This window comes from Saccharomonospora halophila 8, assembly GCF_000383775.1.
Classification (GTDB): Bacteria; Actinomycetota; Actinomycetes; order Mycobacteriales; family Pseudonocardiaceae; genus Saccharomonospora; species Saccharomonospora halophila.
Map to the genome: position 1 here is coordinate 53,358 of NZ_KB912503.1, position 13,552 is coordinate 66,909.

The window sequence follows — 13,552 nt, forward strand, 5'->3', positions numbered from 1 at the left end:
GCCCGCTCCAGCCGTGCCCCGCCGCGGGTCACGAGAAGCGCCACCGCCAGCACCGGCACGCCCACCCACACGAGCACGGTGGGCGCGCCGGCGGCCGTCAGCGTCACCAGCGCGACGAACGACACGAGGCCGGCGGGCAGACTGAGCAGGGTGAACGCCACCGCGCCGGCGACACGGGGGCGCACCGGAGGCCGGTCGTCGAGGTGTCCCGGAGTCATGGCCTACCACCTTCCTTTCCACCGACCCCGTCCGGTGGTCGGTCGTCGCGTGTCCGGAAAGGCAGCGTGACGGACCCGGCGCTCCCGTGCCCATCCGGTATGCCGGTGTCGACGGGGTGGGGACAACCCCACCCCGTCTCGCCCGGTGCGCGGGACGGGACACGGGGCCGGTGGAATTATCCGGTTGCGGAGGGCGTTATCCTGGGTGCAGGTGATCGCGGTGGTAACGTGAGAGCCGCGTAAGGCGAAGAACCCACAGACAGCGGGATCCATACGAGGGGGTGAACGGTTTCGACTCTGGACGTTGATTCAGGGGAAGCGTGTCGGTGCAGGCAACGACCACCGCAAGCGTCGTCGCACTAAATATAAGCGCCAAGACTAACAGTCAGCGCGACTTCGCCCTCGCCGCCTGAGCGAGCGCGGAGTCTGTCGGCCCGGGTAAGCCTCCGACCCGGTTGCCGGCATCAGCCAGGAGGCTCACCGCCGGTTCCGGCCACGGGAACCGGTAGGGACACCAACAGTGGCTGGGCCCGTCACACCGGCTTGTTCGCGTGACCGGTGGGGCCGAGTAGAGACACAGCGAACTGCGCACGGAGAAGCCCTGGAAAGGCGCTAGAGGACCCGGGTTCGATTCCCGGCACCTCCACCCGGAAACCCCGGTCGGCCCCGCCGACCGGGGTTCTTCTGTGTCCGGGGCCGTCCCGGACGCGTTCATACCGCGCCGTCGCACAGGCAGTGCGTGGCCGCGTCCGGGTCGGGCCACACGAGGCGGGCGAACAATGATGACCGACAGTAGCGGGCTTTCTAATGGATCGGCCCGAAGGCGGTGTGGCACAACGGGTTGCCGAGGCGCGCAAACTCGCCGGGCTCACGCAGAACCGGCTCTCCCAACGTGCGAGCGTGTCCGCCTCGCTCGTCCGCAAGGTCGAACAGGGCAGAAGCCCGGCCTCACCGGCGTTCGTTTCCGCCGTTGCGCGGGCACTGAATATCGGGGTCGCCGATCTGCTGGGTCAGCCATTCGAGCAGCGAGGCAGTCGTGCCGAACACCGGATCCATGCCACGATCCCGCCGCTGCGCCGGGAGTTGGCCGTCTACACCGTCTCGCCGGACTCGGCCGTCCGCCCGCGCTCGGTGGAGGAATTGGCCATCGCGGTAAGCCGGGCGTCCGAGCACCGGCACGCCGTGAACCTGGCGGCCCTCGGCGCGGAGTTGCCCGGTCTGTTCGCCGAGCTGCGGGCGAAGGTCTCCACCTCCACCGGGGTCGCGCAGGAGCACGCCTTCCGGTTGCTCGCTGAGGCGTACTTCGCGGCCGGTCAGGTTGCGTACAAGCTCGGTTATCTCGATCTGTCCTCCGTGGCCGTGGACCGCTACGAGTGGGCCGCCGAACGCAGCGGCGACGAGCTGGCCGTGCTGGTCGGCCACTACCAGCGTGCCGGTGAGATGATCGGCGCTGCTGACTGGGACGGTGCCCTGCGGCTGCTGGGCCGGAGTCGTGCGCGCATCGCCGATCGCGTGCGCAGCGGCGACGCGCCCGCCATCGCCGTATCCGGCAACCTGCATCTCAAGTCCGGACTCGCCGCCGCCCGCTCCGGCGACCTCGCCACCGCGGACTCCCACTGGAAGGAGGCCGACGAGGCGGCCCGCCGCCTCGGTACCGACCGTGACGACTACCGGCTGTGTTTCGGGCCGACCAACGTGAACATCTGGTCGGTCGGCCTCGCGGTCGAGGCGATGGACGGCACCGAGGCCGTCAAGCGCGCCGGACGGTTCGACATCCCTCCGGAGACGCAACGCGAACGCGCGGGACACCACTGGATCGACGTCGCGCGGGGTTTCCTGCTGCACGGCGACCACGACAGAGCCACCCGTAGCCTGTACAAGGCCAGAGAGGTCGCGCCACAGCAGGCGAGGTATCACCCGATGGTCCACGAGACCATTCGCACCCTGGCCCGTGCCCGTCGCCGGGCCGATCCGGTCGCGCGCCTGGCCACCTGGGCCGGCGTCCAGAATCCCTAGTTCCGCGGTTCGACATGCCCGATCTCGGCGTCGTGGAGGTCGGTCCCGGCTGACGGGTCACGCCGTTGCGAAGCGTCGACTCCCGGATGTGGGGCGTCGATTCGTGGGCGTGGAGTGGCGACTCGCGGACGTGTGGTGGCGACTCGCGGTGCTTAATCTGGACAATCACTATCCAGGATTGCTAGGATTTTCGGCATGCGGATGGGGCAGGGCGTGGAGTGGGCGTTGCACTCGTGTCTGAATCTGGTCTGGGCGGGGGAGGCCGTTCCCGCGACGCGGCTCGCCGGGATCTACGAGCTGCCGTCCGCGTATCTGAACAAGCAGCTGCAGGCGCTGGTACGGGCCGGGATCCTGACTTCGGTTCCCGGGCCGCGGGGAGGGTTCCGGCTGGACCGGGCGCCGGAGGAGATCTCCCTGCTGGACGTCGTCGTCGCCCTGGAAGGGGCCGAGGACGCCTTCCGCTGTACCCGGATCCTGCGGCACGGCCCGGGCGGCGACCCGGACGTCGACTACCGGGACCACTGCGCGATCTCGCTGAGCATGCGGCGGGCGGAGCTGGCGTGGCGGCGGGAACTGGCGGCCCGCACGGTCGCCGACGTCGCCCGGGATGTCGAACGCACCAGTCCGGACGCTCCGCAGCGGATCCGCGCCGCGCTGCTCGACGGATCGCCGTGACCTCGGAAAGATCACCGACGGAGAGGAGTTCCGCCATGGAACCACGCCTGAAGAACCCCTACGAGCACGTGCCCGCCTCGTACCGGGCGCTTTCGGCGCTCGAACGGTCCACCCGGGACGACGACGTGCTCCCGCGCACGATCCAGGAGCTGGTGCGGGTGCGGGCCAGCCAGATCAACGGCTGTGGCTTCTGTCTGGACATGCACACCGAGGACGCCCGGACGGCGGGTGAGACCGAACAGCGGTTGTCGTCGGTCGCCGCATGGCGGGAGGCGCCCTGGTTCACCGGGGAGGAGCGGGCCGCGCTCGCCCTGACGGAGGCGGCCACCCGGCTGGCCGACCGGGGGGAGGCGGTGCCCGACCCGGTGTGGGAGGAGGCCGCGGCGTGGTTCGACGAGCACCAGCTCGCCCTGCTGGTCACCACGATCGCCACGATCAACGCGTGGAACCGGATCAACGTGGCCACCCGCCAGCTCGCGGGTAGCCACCGCGCCGCCGCGGCGTCCTGAGGCCGCGCCCCGCCGGGCCGACCTTTCCGACGGTGCGGTGGCGGTTTCGGTCGCGTCGAGATCGGCAAATCCCGGAACGGTCGCGAACGAAGGGAGAGACCGATGACAGCCGCACCGCCGAGCCCGGTGAAGGACGACTACTACGACCTCGTCAGTGTCGTGCAGGCGTCGCTGCACTACGCCTGGCAGATGAAGCAGTACATCGACGACGCCGAGCGCGACGGCGACAAGGAACTCGCGGAGTGGTTCCGCAAGATCCAGCACAACAACGAGAAGGCGGGCGAGCAGGGCAAGCAGATGTTGGCCGCCCGGTTGTCGAAGGGCTGAGGCCATGGACCATGACCACTTCATCGGCCAGGTCCAGGCCAGGGCGCAGCTCTCCGGTCGCGGTGAGGCCGAGGGGCTGACCCGGGCGACGTTGGAGACGCTGGGTGAGCGGATCCCCGAGCAGCTGACGACCAACCTCGCCGACCAGCTCCCGATGGAGATCGGCGAGAGCCTGCGGCGGACGGTGACGATGGGTGGCGCGGGGTCGGGCGAGCGGTTCGGCCTGGACGAGTTCACCCGCCGGGTGGCCGATCGCGGACACTTCGGTGAGTCGAACGCCGTTTACGGCGCCCGGGTCGTGCTCGAAGTGACGGGCGAGGCCACCGAGGGGGTGATGGAGAAGGTGCGGGAGGCCCTGCCCGACGACCTTCGCGAGCTGGTCGACGCCGGAAGCACCGGCGAACTCCGCGCGTAGTCCACCTCCCGTGGCGGCACGGGTGAGCCGACACGGACCGGCGTGGAGCCGATGCGGTGGGGCGTGTTCCACCTCCGGGCGGACACACCCCACCGTGTTCGGCGGACGACCGGACGGCTCGCTACCGTGCCGGTATGGCACACGAGATCGAGGGCGGCATGGTCGAGGTCGACGGCCTCCGCGCGTACCTGTCCCGCCCCACCGACCCGAGCACGGCCGGGATGCTGCTGTTGCCGATGGTCACCGGCATCGGCGCACAGGTGCGGGAGTTCGCCGACGACCTCGCGCGGACCGGGGTCACCGCGTTGAGCTGGGATCCGTGGCACGGACCGAGCACCGACGACACCTCCCGGGAGCGTCTGTTCGAGCTGATGGGCCGACTCGACGACGAGGAGTGCCTCGCCGAGATGCGCCGCCTGCTCGATCACATGCACTCCGAGCTGGGGCTGAGCAGGGTCGGAGTGGTCGGCTTCTGCATGGGCGGCCGGTTCGCGCTGCTGCTCGGTGCGCGGGACGAGCGGCTCGCGAACGTCGTCGCCTACCACCCGACCGTGCCCGGGACCCCGGCCCCGAACCACACCGTCGATGCGGTCGAAGCCACCGCCCGGATCACGGCACCGGTGCTCATGCTCTACCCGGGAGCGGACTCGCTGGTGCCGTGGGAGAGCTTCACCCGGCTGCAGTCCGCGTTGCACTCCCGGGAGACGGGGGAGAGCCTCGTGCACGTCTACCCCCGGGCCGAGCACGGCTTCACCGACCGCGCCCGCCGGGAGAGCTCCGAGGTCAACGCCGCCGCCTACGACCTCTCCTGGCCGCAGGTGACGCGGTTCATCGCCACGACCACAGCCTGACGGGGCCGGAGCGGGCGGGGCAGGGGTGGGGTGCTGCGCCCGCCGGGCCTCGGGAACAATCCCGGCGATGACCAGCGGCGGTATTGCGCGCGGCCGGATGGCCGTGGATGTGGTGATGCTCCTTCTGGCCGTGGGTTCGGTCGCGTTGCTGACCTGGACCATGGTCGCCGACGTCTCCGCGGGGACGGCCCGGCTGGTGTTCGTGGTGGACACCGCGATCTGCGGCGTGTTCGCGGTCGAGTTCCTGTGGCGCTGGCGTGCCGCACGGTGGGACCGGCGGTTCCCGTTGCGCGGGTGGTACGAGGTGCTCGGGATGATCCCCGTGGCACACCCGGCGCTGCGCGGGCTGCGCCTGCTGCGGGTGGTCGTGCTGGTGGTGCGGCTGGCCCGGACCGCGGACCGGGTGTTCGGGGAGCGGTTCACCCAGCGGCTCGTGGAACGGTTCTCGCGGCCGATCGTGTCGGCGATCAAGAAACCGGTCACGGTCGCGGTGCTCGACGAGGTCGCCAAGGTGCTCGAGACCGGGCGTTATCCGCGGAACGTGGCGCGCTCGCTGGACGAGCACAAGGAGTCGTTGCGCGAGATCGTCACCGAGAAGGTCCGGCAGGATCCGCAGGCGGGCGCGCTCTCCCGGCTGCCCTTCCACGACGAGGTCGTGCGCACCGTCGTGGACACCACGATGCGGGTCACGCTGGACGTGCTCACCGACCCCCGGGTGGACGAGTTCTTCGCCCACGCCGTCCGGGAGAACCAGATCCAGATCCGCGCCGCGGTGGCGGAGGGGCTGCACGAGCGGGACACCGGGGCCGCAGCCCCGCCGGCCGCCCGGACCGCCTGACGGGTCCGGCGGACCGGTCACCGGCCGCCGCTGCCCACCGTCGGGGGGTCGGGGATCTCGATGCCGGACGGGCCGAGGTTGCGTTCCACCGAGACGCGCCACGACCCGGAGTCGATCATCAGCCGCAGTGCGGCGGTGACCGCCGCGCGGGCGTCGGTGTCCCCCCGGGGCAGGCCCACGCCGTAGCGCTCGGTGGACAGGCGCATCCCGGACAGCCGGAGCAGCTCCGGGTGCTGGGCGGCGTGGCCCGCGAGAATGGCGGCGTCGGTGGTGACCGCGTCCACCCGCCCCGCGAGCAGAGCCGTCACACACTCGGAGACCCGGGTGTACTCCACCAGCGTCACGGCGTCGCCGAACCGCTCCCGGACGGTGTCGGACGAGGTCGACCCGCTCGGCGAGCACAACGTCCGGCCGCGCAGCTGGGCGGTCCCGGAGATCGTTTCGGTCGCCGTGTGCACCAGCAGGTCCTGGCCGGTCTCGTAGTACGGCCCGGCGAAGGAGACCTCCTGCCGTCGCGAGTCGGTGATCGAATAGGCCGCCACCACCATGTCGACCGCTCCGGAGCTGAGCGCGCTCTCCCGCTCGGCGGCCACCGTCTCCCGCCAGACGATGTCCTCGGCCGCCACGCCCAGTTCCTCCGCGACGAATCGGGCCACGTCCGCGTCGAATCCCACGATGCGGCCGTCGACCGTCCGCTCGGACAGCCCCGGTTGGTCGATGCGGATCCCGATCGTCACCGTTCCGGTGTCGCTCGCGCGGGTGACGATCGAGTCCTCGGCCGCCTCCGGGGCCGTACACGCGACCAGCGTCGAAGCCAGCATCAGGGCGCTGACCAGGAACGTCGGTCGTCGCATCCGATCCCGCCTCTCATTCCGTTCTCAGGTTCGCCGGTTAGCCTAGAGGGCGTGCGGGGATCACCGGGACGGACACTCGACGGCGTCGGCACCCTCGTGCGGCTGGGGCTGGCCGCCGTCTGGCTCGTGTCCGGGGGCCTGAAACTCGCGGACCCGGGGCAGGCGTATCTCGCCGTGCAGGCCTACGAGGTGCTGCCCGCCGATTTCGTCGGGGTGGTCGCCACCGGGCTGCCGCTGGTCGAGATCGTGCTCGGGCTGCTGTTGGCGTTGGGCGTGCTGACCCGCGCTTCGGCCGTGGTGTCGGTGCTGGTGCTCGTGCTCTTCGTCGCGGCGGTCGTCCAGGCGTGGGCACGCGGTCTGACGATCGACTGCGGGTGTTTCGGCGGGGGCGGCCGGGTCGCCGAGGGGGAGACCGAGTATCCGCAGGAGATCGTGCGGGACCTCGGTTTCCTGGCGCTGGCCGGGTGGTTGCTGGTGCGGCCCGGGACACTGCTGTCCCTGGACGGCTGGCTGCGGCGGTCCCGCCCGGATGTGCCCGGGGACGGGACACACGGCGCACACGGTGGAACCGGTGCGTCCGGTGACGAGGGTGCGACGAGGAAGGACACCGAGCCCAGTGGGCGGAGCGGAACGAGCCGAGCGCAGGCGACGGCAACAACAGCGGACGACCGGCAGTGACGGTGTGACCACGGGCCGTCCGAAGAGCGGCGGGAAGAACGCGGGCGCGAAGGCGGTCGCCGCCGCGCGGGGCGGTACCGACACGCGGCGGGTCACGGCGATCGTCGGCGTGGTCGTGCTGGTCGTCGCGGTGGTCGTCGGCGGTCTGATCTGGACCAGCTCCTCGAAGAACGCGACGGAGGGGGAGACCATCCCCACCGCCACCGCGACGGCGGACCTGCCGGAACGCCGGGACGGGTCCGTGGTGGTCGTCGGCGAGGAGGACGCCCCCGCCACGATCGACGTCTACGCCGACTTCCTGTGCCCGGCGTGCGGGCAGTTCGAGCAGCAGTACGGCGAGCGGATCCGCGACCGGATCGCGCAGGGAGAGCTCGCGGTGCGCAACCACATGGTGCCTTTGCTGGCCGGGAAATCCGACCCGCCGGGCTACTCGCTGCACTCGGCGAACGCGGCGCTGTTGGCCGCCGACGCCGGCACGTTCACCGAGTACCACGACAGTCTGTTCGCCGCGCAGCCCGGGGAGGGCACCCGCGCCTATGACAAGGACCAGCTCATTCAACTGGGCCGGGATCTGGGCATCAGCGATCCGGCCTTCGCCGAGGGCGTGCGCAACGGAAAGTACGAGGACCTGCTGAACCGCAAGATGGAGCAGGTGGAAGGCGACAGCAGCCTGCACCGCGACCTCGGCCGTGGGCCCGCCTTCGGTACCCCGCTGGTGGTCGCGGACGGCGAGATCGTCGACGTCTTCAACAACCCGAACTGGCTGAACGACGTGGTCGCCGACGCGCGCGCGGGCTGACCGCGGACAGGGGGCCGTGACCGTCCTCGGCACGGTGACGGACCCCCCTGTCCGCGGCCGCGGGGCCATCGGATACAGTGGCTCCCACACAACACAAGGGGCTATGGCGCAGCTGGTAGCGCGCCTCACTGGCAGTGAGGAGGTCAGGGGTTCGAGTCCCCTTAGCTCCACCTCAAAGGTACTTCCGCAAGAAGGCCACCCGCAGAGCGGGTGGCCTTCTTGCTGTTCCGGGGCGGCGGGTGCCGTGTGCGACGTGTCCTCGGCGAGCCACGATGCCCCGGCGCTCCCGCTGGCCGTGATCAGGTCGTGGGACCTTGGTCCGTCGTGGGGTGGCGGGCGTCGAGGGCGGCCGCCTCCTCCGGGGTGGGGGCGGTGCCACCGAGGTGGGCGGGCAGCCACCAGCGGTCGTCGTCGCGGGTGGGCTGCTCGGGATAGCCGGCTTGCAGGTCGTCGAGGATCGCCGACATGCGCGCGCGCAGGTCACGGCTGACTACCTCGGGGTCGTCGTCCGGATCGGGTCGGAACGGCTCGCCCGCGTGGATGTGGATCGGCACGTGTCGTCTGGTGAGCGTGCGCGGTCTGCCTTTCGTCCACAGTCGCTGCGTGCCCCACAGCGACATCGGCACGACCGGCACGCCCGCCTCGGCGGCCATCCGGACCGCACCGGACTTGAGCGGTTTGACGGTGAACGACCGGCTGATGGTCGCCTCCGGGAATACTCCGACGACCTCGCCCGCGCGCAACCGCCGGACCGCCTCGTCGTAGGAAACCTTGCCCGCCGCCCGGTCCACCGGGATGTGATGCATGCCCCGCATGAGAGGTCCGGCGATCCGGTTGTCGAAGATCTCCTTCTTGGCCATGAACCGCACCAACCGTCCGGCCGGCTGCGCGCCCAAGCCGCAGAAGAGGAAGTCCAGATAGCTGATGTGGTTGCAGGCGATCACCGCACCGCCGGTGCGCGGGATGTGCTCGGTGCCCGTCACCCGCAGCCGGTTGTCCAGCACCCGGAACATGGTCTTTGCCGCCAGCACGACAGGCGGGTATACGACTTCAGCCACGCCGTCAGGCTACGCAACCGTAGGTTTCGGTGTGTGTCCGGCTGCGGCTACGGTCACACCCCAGTTCTGCGCGCCCCTGGAAGCGGAGAACCCGGTTCGAGGAACACATCCGGCGAGCGGACCCGCGGGTCGCGAGGTCGACGCGCGGGTCGTCCGTGTGGTAGACCTCCGAGCCGACGAACAGTGGACAGTCGCCGACGTCCATGCTGAGCCCGGTTCGAGGGCATGCCCGGTCAAACGGAGTCATGGTGCACGAGCAGCGATTGCAGCCCATGCGGGCGTTTCGGTCCCGCGCGCGCCTGTTCTACGGGGCGGTCTTCGCCGTGGCTGTCCTGGCGGCCGCGCTGCTGTTCATCCACCTGGTCGGCCCGTACGCGGAGGAACGGGTCCCGGGCGGGCACGACATCGCTTCGTCGGCCCCGCAGGCCGTGACCGTCGTGGCCGAGTCCGATCGATCGGTGCAGCCGCCGCCCGTGCATACGGCACACGATCCGGAGGGGCATCCGCATTCCGGGGGTGGCGGGCACGGCCACACCGCCGGGCCGTGTGGCGGTTTCCTGCCGGGCGGACACGGACACACGCCGACGACGACCCTGGTGCGGATGTCGGCGCCGCTGGTCCCCCCGGAGTCGTCGGCCCCGGTCTTCCGCGGCGCGGGGCGTGCGGGGGCGGACCGTGCCCCGCCCGATCCTGTGCGGGAACTCCAGGTGATCCGGGTCTAGAGGGCCCTCCCGGTCCGCGGTGGCGGGCCGACGACGCCATGTCCGGATTCCACGGTGCGGGAGACGCGCTCCCACACCGGACCACGAGGAGTTCCCCCATGCCCGAAACCACGGAAACACGCCTGGTGACGTTCGTCGCCGCGTTCGCATCACTGGGTGCCGGAGCGATCCATTTTTCGACCACCCCCGATCATTGGGGGGAATGGGCCGGATACGGCCTGTTCTTCCTCGTCCTCGCACTGTTCCAGGTTGTCTGGCCCGCGGTGGTGCTCCGTCGGCCGAGCACCGGGACACTCGGCACGGGCCTGGCCGTGAACCTGGCTTCGGTGGCACTGTGGGGAGCGACCCGGCTGTGGGGGCCTCCCATGGGGCCCTCCGCAGGCGTGCCGGAGCCGGTCGGCTCCGCCGGGGTGCTGACCGTCCTGCTGGAATCGGTGATCGTCGTCTGCGTCGGGTGGTCGTTGCTTCCACGGCATCAGACGGCGGTGTTCACCGGCGGCGGCTTCCGTAGCGCGGTTCTGGCGGCCGCGGTCGTGCTCGCCGCGCTGACCGTACCGGGCGCCGTGGCGGGACTGGATCATCAGCACGGCGGCTCGGGGCACGGTGGACCAGGTCACCACGGGCAGACCGGTGAAGCACCGGGGGAGCACTCTCCACACCGGCAGGCGCCGACGCACACCTCGCCGGACACGTCCCGCGTGCCTGCGCCCACCGGACACTCCACCGAACCGGACCGTGAGCCTGTCGAGGAGGGCGCGGGTCACGACGACGGGCACAGCCATGAGGACCGGTAGCGCTCCGGGGCGCCGGATCATCCGCCGCTGCGGCCGGCTTCGTGGGTCTGCGGGATGGGTTCGGCGGCGGACCGGCGTCGGCGCCGGAGGGCGAGTGCCGTTCCGACGGCCCCGGCGACCACGACCGCGCCGAGCACCGCGAACAGGACGGCGTTGTCCGCGAGGAATCCGGCGACCGCGGCGGGCGCCTCCTGCACGAAGATCACGACGGACATCGCGAGCACGAACCAGGCGAATCCTTTGCGCAGCTGCTCGGGCGGCACCCGGCTGACGAGGCGGCCGCCGACGAGGCTGCCGAGGACGGCCGCGGCGGTCACCCCCGCGGCCACCGCCCAGTCGATCTCGACGGTGCTGAGGTAGCCGCCGAGGCCTGCCAGCGACTTCACCGCGATGACGACCAGCGACGTTCCCACGGCCGTGGGCATGGAGAGGCCGCCGAGCAGCACCAGCGCCGGGACGACGAGGAAGCCCCCGCCCGCGCCGACGAGTCCGGTGACGAATCCGACGACGAGCCCCTCCAGCACGACCGGGACGACCGGCAGGTGGTCGTGGGCCTTCGTGGTGTCCGCGCCCATGCGCCCGCGCAGCATGGCGATCGCGGTCGCGACCATCATGACGGCGAAGGCGAGCAGCAGCACCGTTCCGGGAATGAACTCGGCCACGCGGCCGCCGCCGTAGGCGCCCGCCATGGCGACGCCACCGAAGATCAGTGCCGTGCGCCACCGCACCCGCCCCGCACGGGCGTGCGAGACGGCGGCCACGGTGCTGGTCACCCCCACCACCAGCAGTGACACGGCGATGGCGGACTTGGCGTCCATCCCCGCCACGTAGGTGAGCAGCGGGACGGTCAGGATCGAACCCCCACCTCCGAGCAGGCCGAGGGACACCCCGACGAGCACGGCGAGGGCGAGTGTCAACACGAGCACGGGCCACACCTCCGGGACGCGCCCGGCGCCGGTTTCCGCACGGTCGGGATACCCGGTCCGGTCCCGTCGGGATCGCGCACACCCTCGTCCGGAGTCCGCGACATAACACGCTCCTTAATACCCCAGGGGGTATATATCGGTCACAGGTGTCCGTCGGTGATGTTCCCGCCCCGACCCTCGGTCGGCCCGGGGTCGGCGACGGGAGGGCGGGGTCAGGTCAGGTCGGCTCGGTTGATCGGCGGCCGGATTCCCGTCCGCTCGTCGGTGATTCGTCAGCGTCGTCGCGGATCCGTCCCCGGTGTCGCATGCCACCGGGAACGATTCGGGAACCCGCTCCCGTGCGCGGCGAACGCGCGTGCGCCCACACCTCACCCTCGAACTCGGGTCGTCCGTACACGAACACCACCTCCAACGCTCCACACAACGTAGCAAACCCCGGGGGGTATTTCGCGCCGGGATCGGTGCCGGACGGGTACGGCCCGTCCTGCCGAGGTGTGGACCGGTGGTGTCCGTGCGGGAAGCCGGACGGTGGGTGGCCCGGGTGTCAGGCCGTCCGTGCCGCGCGGCGGGTGGTCACCGCGAGGTCGAGCCGGATCTCCAGGTCCGGCCGGTCGAGCGCGTCGCGGGCATGGGTGAGCGCCTCCGTCTCGATGCGGCGGCGCAGCGCCGCCACATCGGCACGCTCCTCGACCGTGGCGGCCACGACGAGCGTGGGCCGTGCGGAGTCCCCGACGAACCGGGCGCGGGCCGAGTCGACGCCGCTGTAGCTCTCGACCTCCCCGCTCACGGCGTCCGGCACCGCGTCCGCACGCAGCGTCGTGCGCCCCGGGCCGCCCTCGGCGGGGAGGTCGAAATCACCCGTGCGGTCGGTGGAGAACAGGATGGCCACCAGCCACCGCACGCTCAGTGCGACCACGATCGCGGCGCCGACCGCGATGACCGGCCAGAGCCAGCTGCTGTTGCGGTCGACGAAGTCCGCGACCACGTTGTCGAGCAGCGGCTCCTGCCGGACCGTGTCGCCGAACAGCCCGAGCGAGGCGGCGCCCGCGAGCACCCCCACGGCGAGCAGGAGCACCGCGAGGACGAGCAGGGCGGTCCGGTTCGTGCGGTCTGCGTGCATCATGCGCTCCGGGTGCGGATCGTGACCGAGGGGGAGGACCGCAGTTCGAGCTGCTCGATCCGGCTCCGCGCCGCCTCCTGCGCGGACCGGCGGAGGTTCGCCACGGCGGCGCGGTCCTCGCTCGCCGTGGCGGCCCGCACCCGGACTCTCCGGCGTTTCACCGTGACCTTGGCCGAGCGGATGCCGTCCACCTCGGTCACCGCGGAGCGCACCGCCGTGGCCACGCCCCGGCGGGTGTAGGCGGCGTCGACGGGGCGCGTGTCGGAGGGGCCGGTGACCGGTCGGGCCCGCAGACGTCGGACGCGGGGCCGCTTCAGCTCCGCGACCAGCAACAGCAGCCCGACCACCAGGCCGATCAGGGCGATCACCCGGACCACCACGTCGTCCCAGGAGGTCGTCTCCGCCCAGCGCACGAGCGCCTGCCAGTCCCACAGCACGGGACCGACGCCGAACCCCGCGGCGACCACCTCGATGATCAGCAGCAGGCCACCGGCGATCAACGCGAGACTGAGCAGCGTCGCCAGCAGCCGGTTGAAGAATCTCATGGTCGACCCTCCGCGGTCAGCGCGCCCGGGGCGGACGCTCGGGCGAGATCAACTCGACGACCTCGACGTCGATGTCGGTGACCGTGAGGCCGGTCAGTTCCGCGACCCGCGCCCCGACCCGTTCCCGCACCCGGGTCGCGACGGCGGGCACCGACGCGCCCCAGCGGACGCCGAGCACCACGTCGAGGCGCACGAGCGCGCCGTCGA

Annotated in this window: 18 protein-coding genes, 1 tRNA gene and 1 other RNA gene; 13 read left to right on the forward strand and 7 right to left on the reverse strand. The window is 71.4% G+C overall.

The genetic code is table 11. The annotated features are described in order from the left end of the window. Positions 1 to 218 (reverse strand): sensor domain-containing protein (locus SACHA_RS24960; protein WP_198010100.1); only part of this gene is annotated, 218 nt, incomplete at its 3' end. A gap of 277 nt (positions 219 to 495) precedes the next feature. On the opposite strand from SACHA_RS24960, the gene ssrA reads away from it, so the two are divergent. The 8 genes from ssrA to SACHA_RS0105495 all read left to right on the forward strand — a co-directional run bounded on the left by ssrA (position 496) and on the right by SACHA_RS0105495 (position 5,849). Beyond that, positions 496 to 867: a transfer-messenger RNA gene (gene ssrA, locus SACHA_RS23690) on the forward strand. 179 nt (positions 868 to 1,046) lie between these two features. After that, the gene (locus SACHA_RS0105465; protein ID WP_232211816.1) at positions 1,047 to 2,234 is read left to right on the forward strand and encodes a helix-turn-helix domain-containing protein; all 1,188 of its coding nucleotides are present in this window, start codon (positions 1,047 to 1,049) and stop codon (positions 2,232 to 2,234) included. Positions 2,235 to 2,429: 195 nt separating this feature from the next. After that, a complete protein-coding gene (locus SACHA_RS0105470; RefSeq protein ID WP_019807800.1) occupies positions 2,430 to 2,909 on the forward strand; it encodes an RrF2 family transcriptional regulator in 480 nt (159 codons plus the stop codon). Positions 2,910 to 2,944: 35 nt separating this feature from the next. Further along, positions 2,945 to 3,418 carry a carboxymuconolactone decarboxylase family protein gene (locus SACHA_RS0105475; protein ID WP_019807802.1) on the forward strand — a complete coding sequence of 158 codons (474 nt, stop codon included), beginning with the start codon at positions 2,945 to 2,947 and terminating at the stop codon, positions 3,416 to 3,418. 102 nt (positions 3,419 to 3,520) lie between these two features. Continuing rightward, positions 3,521 to 3,745, forward strand: a complete 225-nt coding sequence (locus SACHA_RS0105480; RefSeq protein WP_028662914.1) for a hypothetical protein — start codon at positions 3,521 to 3,523, stop codon at positions 3,743 to 3,745. 4 nt (positions 3,746 to 3,749) lie between these two features. Further along, positions 3,750 to 4,160 carry a DUF2267 domain-containing protein gene (locus SACHA_RS0105485; RefSeq protein WP_019807806.1) on the forward strand — a complete coding sequence of 137 codons (411 nt, stop codon included), beginning with the start codon at positions 3,750 to 3,752 and terminating at the stop codon, positions 4,158 to 4,160. 134 nt (positions 4,161 to 4,294) lie between these two features. Further along, on the forward strand, positions 4,295 to 5,011 hold the full coding sequence (locus SACHA_RS0105490; protein ID WP_019807807.1) for a dienelactone hydrolase family protein: 717 nt from the start codon (positions 4,295 to 4,297) through the stop codon (positions 5,009 to 5,011). 67 nt (positions 5,012 to 5,078) lie between these two features. Then, a complete protein-coding gene (locus SACHA_RS0105495) occupies positions 5,079 to 5,849 on the forward strand; it encodes a hypothetical protein (RefSeq protein WP_039738044.1) in 771 nt (256 codons plus the stop codon). Between the two features lie 17 nt (positions 5,850 to 5,866). Here SACHA_RS0105495 and SACHA_RS0105500 read toward each other — a convergent pair whose 3' ends face one another. Continuing rightward, a complete protein-coding gene (locus SACHA_RS0105500) occupies positions 5,867 to 6,703 on the reverse strand; it encodes a glutamate ABC transporter substrate-binding protein (protein WP_019807811.1) in 837 nt (278 codons plus the stop codon). Positions 6,704 to 6,754: 51 nt separating this feature from the next. Here SACHA_RS0105500 and SACHA_RS0105505 point away from each other — a divergent pair, with 51 nt between their 5' ends. The 3 genes from SACHA_RS0105505 to SACHA_RS0105515 all read left to right on the forward strand — a co-directional run bounded on the left by SACHA_RS0105505 (position 6,755) and on the right by SACHA_RS0105515 (position 8,350). Continuing rightward, entirely contained in the window at positions 6,755 to 7,381 is a 627-nt protein-coding gene (locus tag SACHA_RS0105505) for a MauE/DoxX family redox-associated membrane protein (RefSeq protein WP_019807813.1), read from the forward strand. Next, positions 7,320 to 8,180, forward strand: coding sequence for a DsbA family protein (locus SACHA_RS0105510; RefSeq protein ID WP_028662916.1), 861 nt, complete (start codon positions 7,320 to 7,322; stop codon positions 8,178 to 8,180). The genes SACHA_RS0105505 and SACHA_RS0105510 overlap by 62 nt, the downstream gene beginning before the upstream one ends. A gap of 97 nt (positions 8,181 to 8,277) precedes the next feature. Further along, positions 8,278 to 8,350: transfer RNA gene (locus tag SACHA_RS0105515), tRNA-Ala, on the forward strand. 129 nt (positions 8,351 to 8,479) lie between these two features. On the opposite strand, the gene SACHA_RS0105520 is transcribed toward SACHA_RS0105515, so the two are convergent. Further along, complete coding sequence (locus tag SACHA_RS0105520) at positions 8,480 to 9,238, reverse strand: lysophospholipid acyltransferase family protein (RefSeq protein ID WP_028662917.1); 759 nt, start codon at positions 9,236 to 9,238, stop codon at positions 8,480 to 8,482. A 245-nt stretch (positions 9,239 to 9,483) separates the two neighbouring features. Here SACHA_RS0105520 and SACHA_RS24335 point away from each other — a divergent pair, with 245 nt between their 5' ends. Then, on the forward strand, positions 9,484 to 9,960 hold the full coding sequence (locus tag SACHA_RS24335) for a hypothetical protein (RefSeq protein ID WP_019807820.1): 477 nt from the start codon (positions 9,484 to 9,486) through the stop codon (positions 9,958 to 9,960). A gap of 98 nt (positions 9,961 to 10,058) precedes the next feature. Next, the gene (locus tag SACHA_RS20460; protein ID WP_019807822.1) at positions 10,059 to 10,754 is read left to right on the forward strand and encodes a hypothetical protein; all 696 of its coding nucleotides are present in this window, start codon (positions 10,059 to 10,061) and stop codon (positions 10,752 to 10,754) included. Positions 10,755 to 10,771: 17 nt separating this feature from the next. On the opposite strand, the gene SACHA_RS0105535 is transcribed toward SACHA_RS20460, so the two are convergent. The 4 genes from SACHA_RS0105535 to SACHA_RS20465 all read right to left on the reverse strand — a co-directional run. After that, positions 10,772 to 11,680 carry a sulfite exporter TauE/SafE family protein gene (locus SACHA_RS0105535; protein WP_019807824.1) on the reverse strand — a complete coding sequence of 303 codons (909 nt, stop codon included), beginning with the start codon at positions 11,678 to 11,680 and terminating at the stop codon, positions 10,772 to 10,774. 544 nt (positions 11,681 to 12,224) lie between these two features. Then, on the reverse strand, positions 12,225 to 12,803 hold the full coding sequence (gene amaP / locus SACHA_RS0105540) for an alkaline shock response membrane anchor protein AmaP (protein WP_232211817.1): 579 nt from the start codon (positions 12,801 to 12,803) through the stop codon (positions 12,225 to 12,227). Next, complete coding sequence (locus tag SACHA_RS0105545; protein WP_019807828.1) at positions 12,800 to 13,345, reverse strand: alkaline shock response membrane anchor protein AmaP; 546 nt, start codon at positions 13,343 to 13,345, stop codon at positions 12,800 to 12,802. The genes amaP and SACHA_RS0105545 overlap by 4 nt, the downstream gene beginning before the upstream one ends. Positions 13,346 to 13,361: 16 nt before the next feature. Beyond that, positions 13,362 to 13,552 (reverse strand): Asp23/Gls24 family envelope stress response protein (locus tag SACHA_RS20465; protein WP_039738046.1); only part of this gene is annotated, 191 nt, incomplete at its 5' end.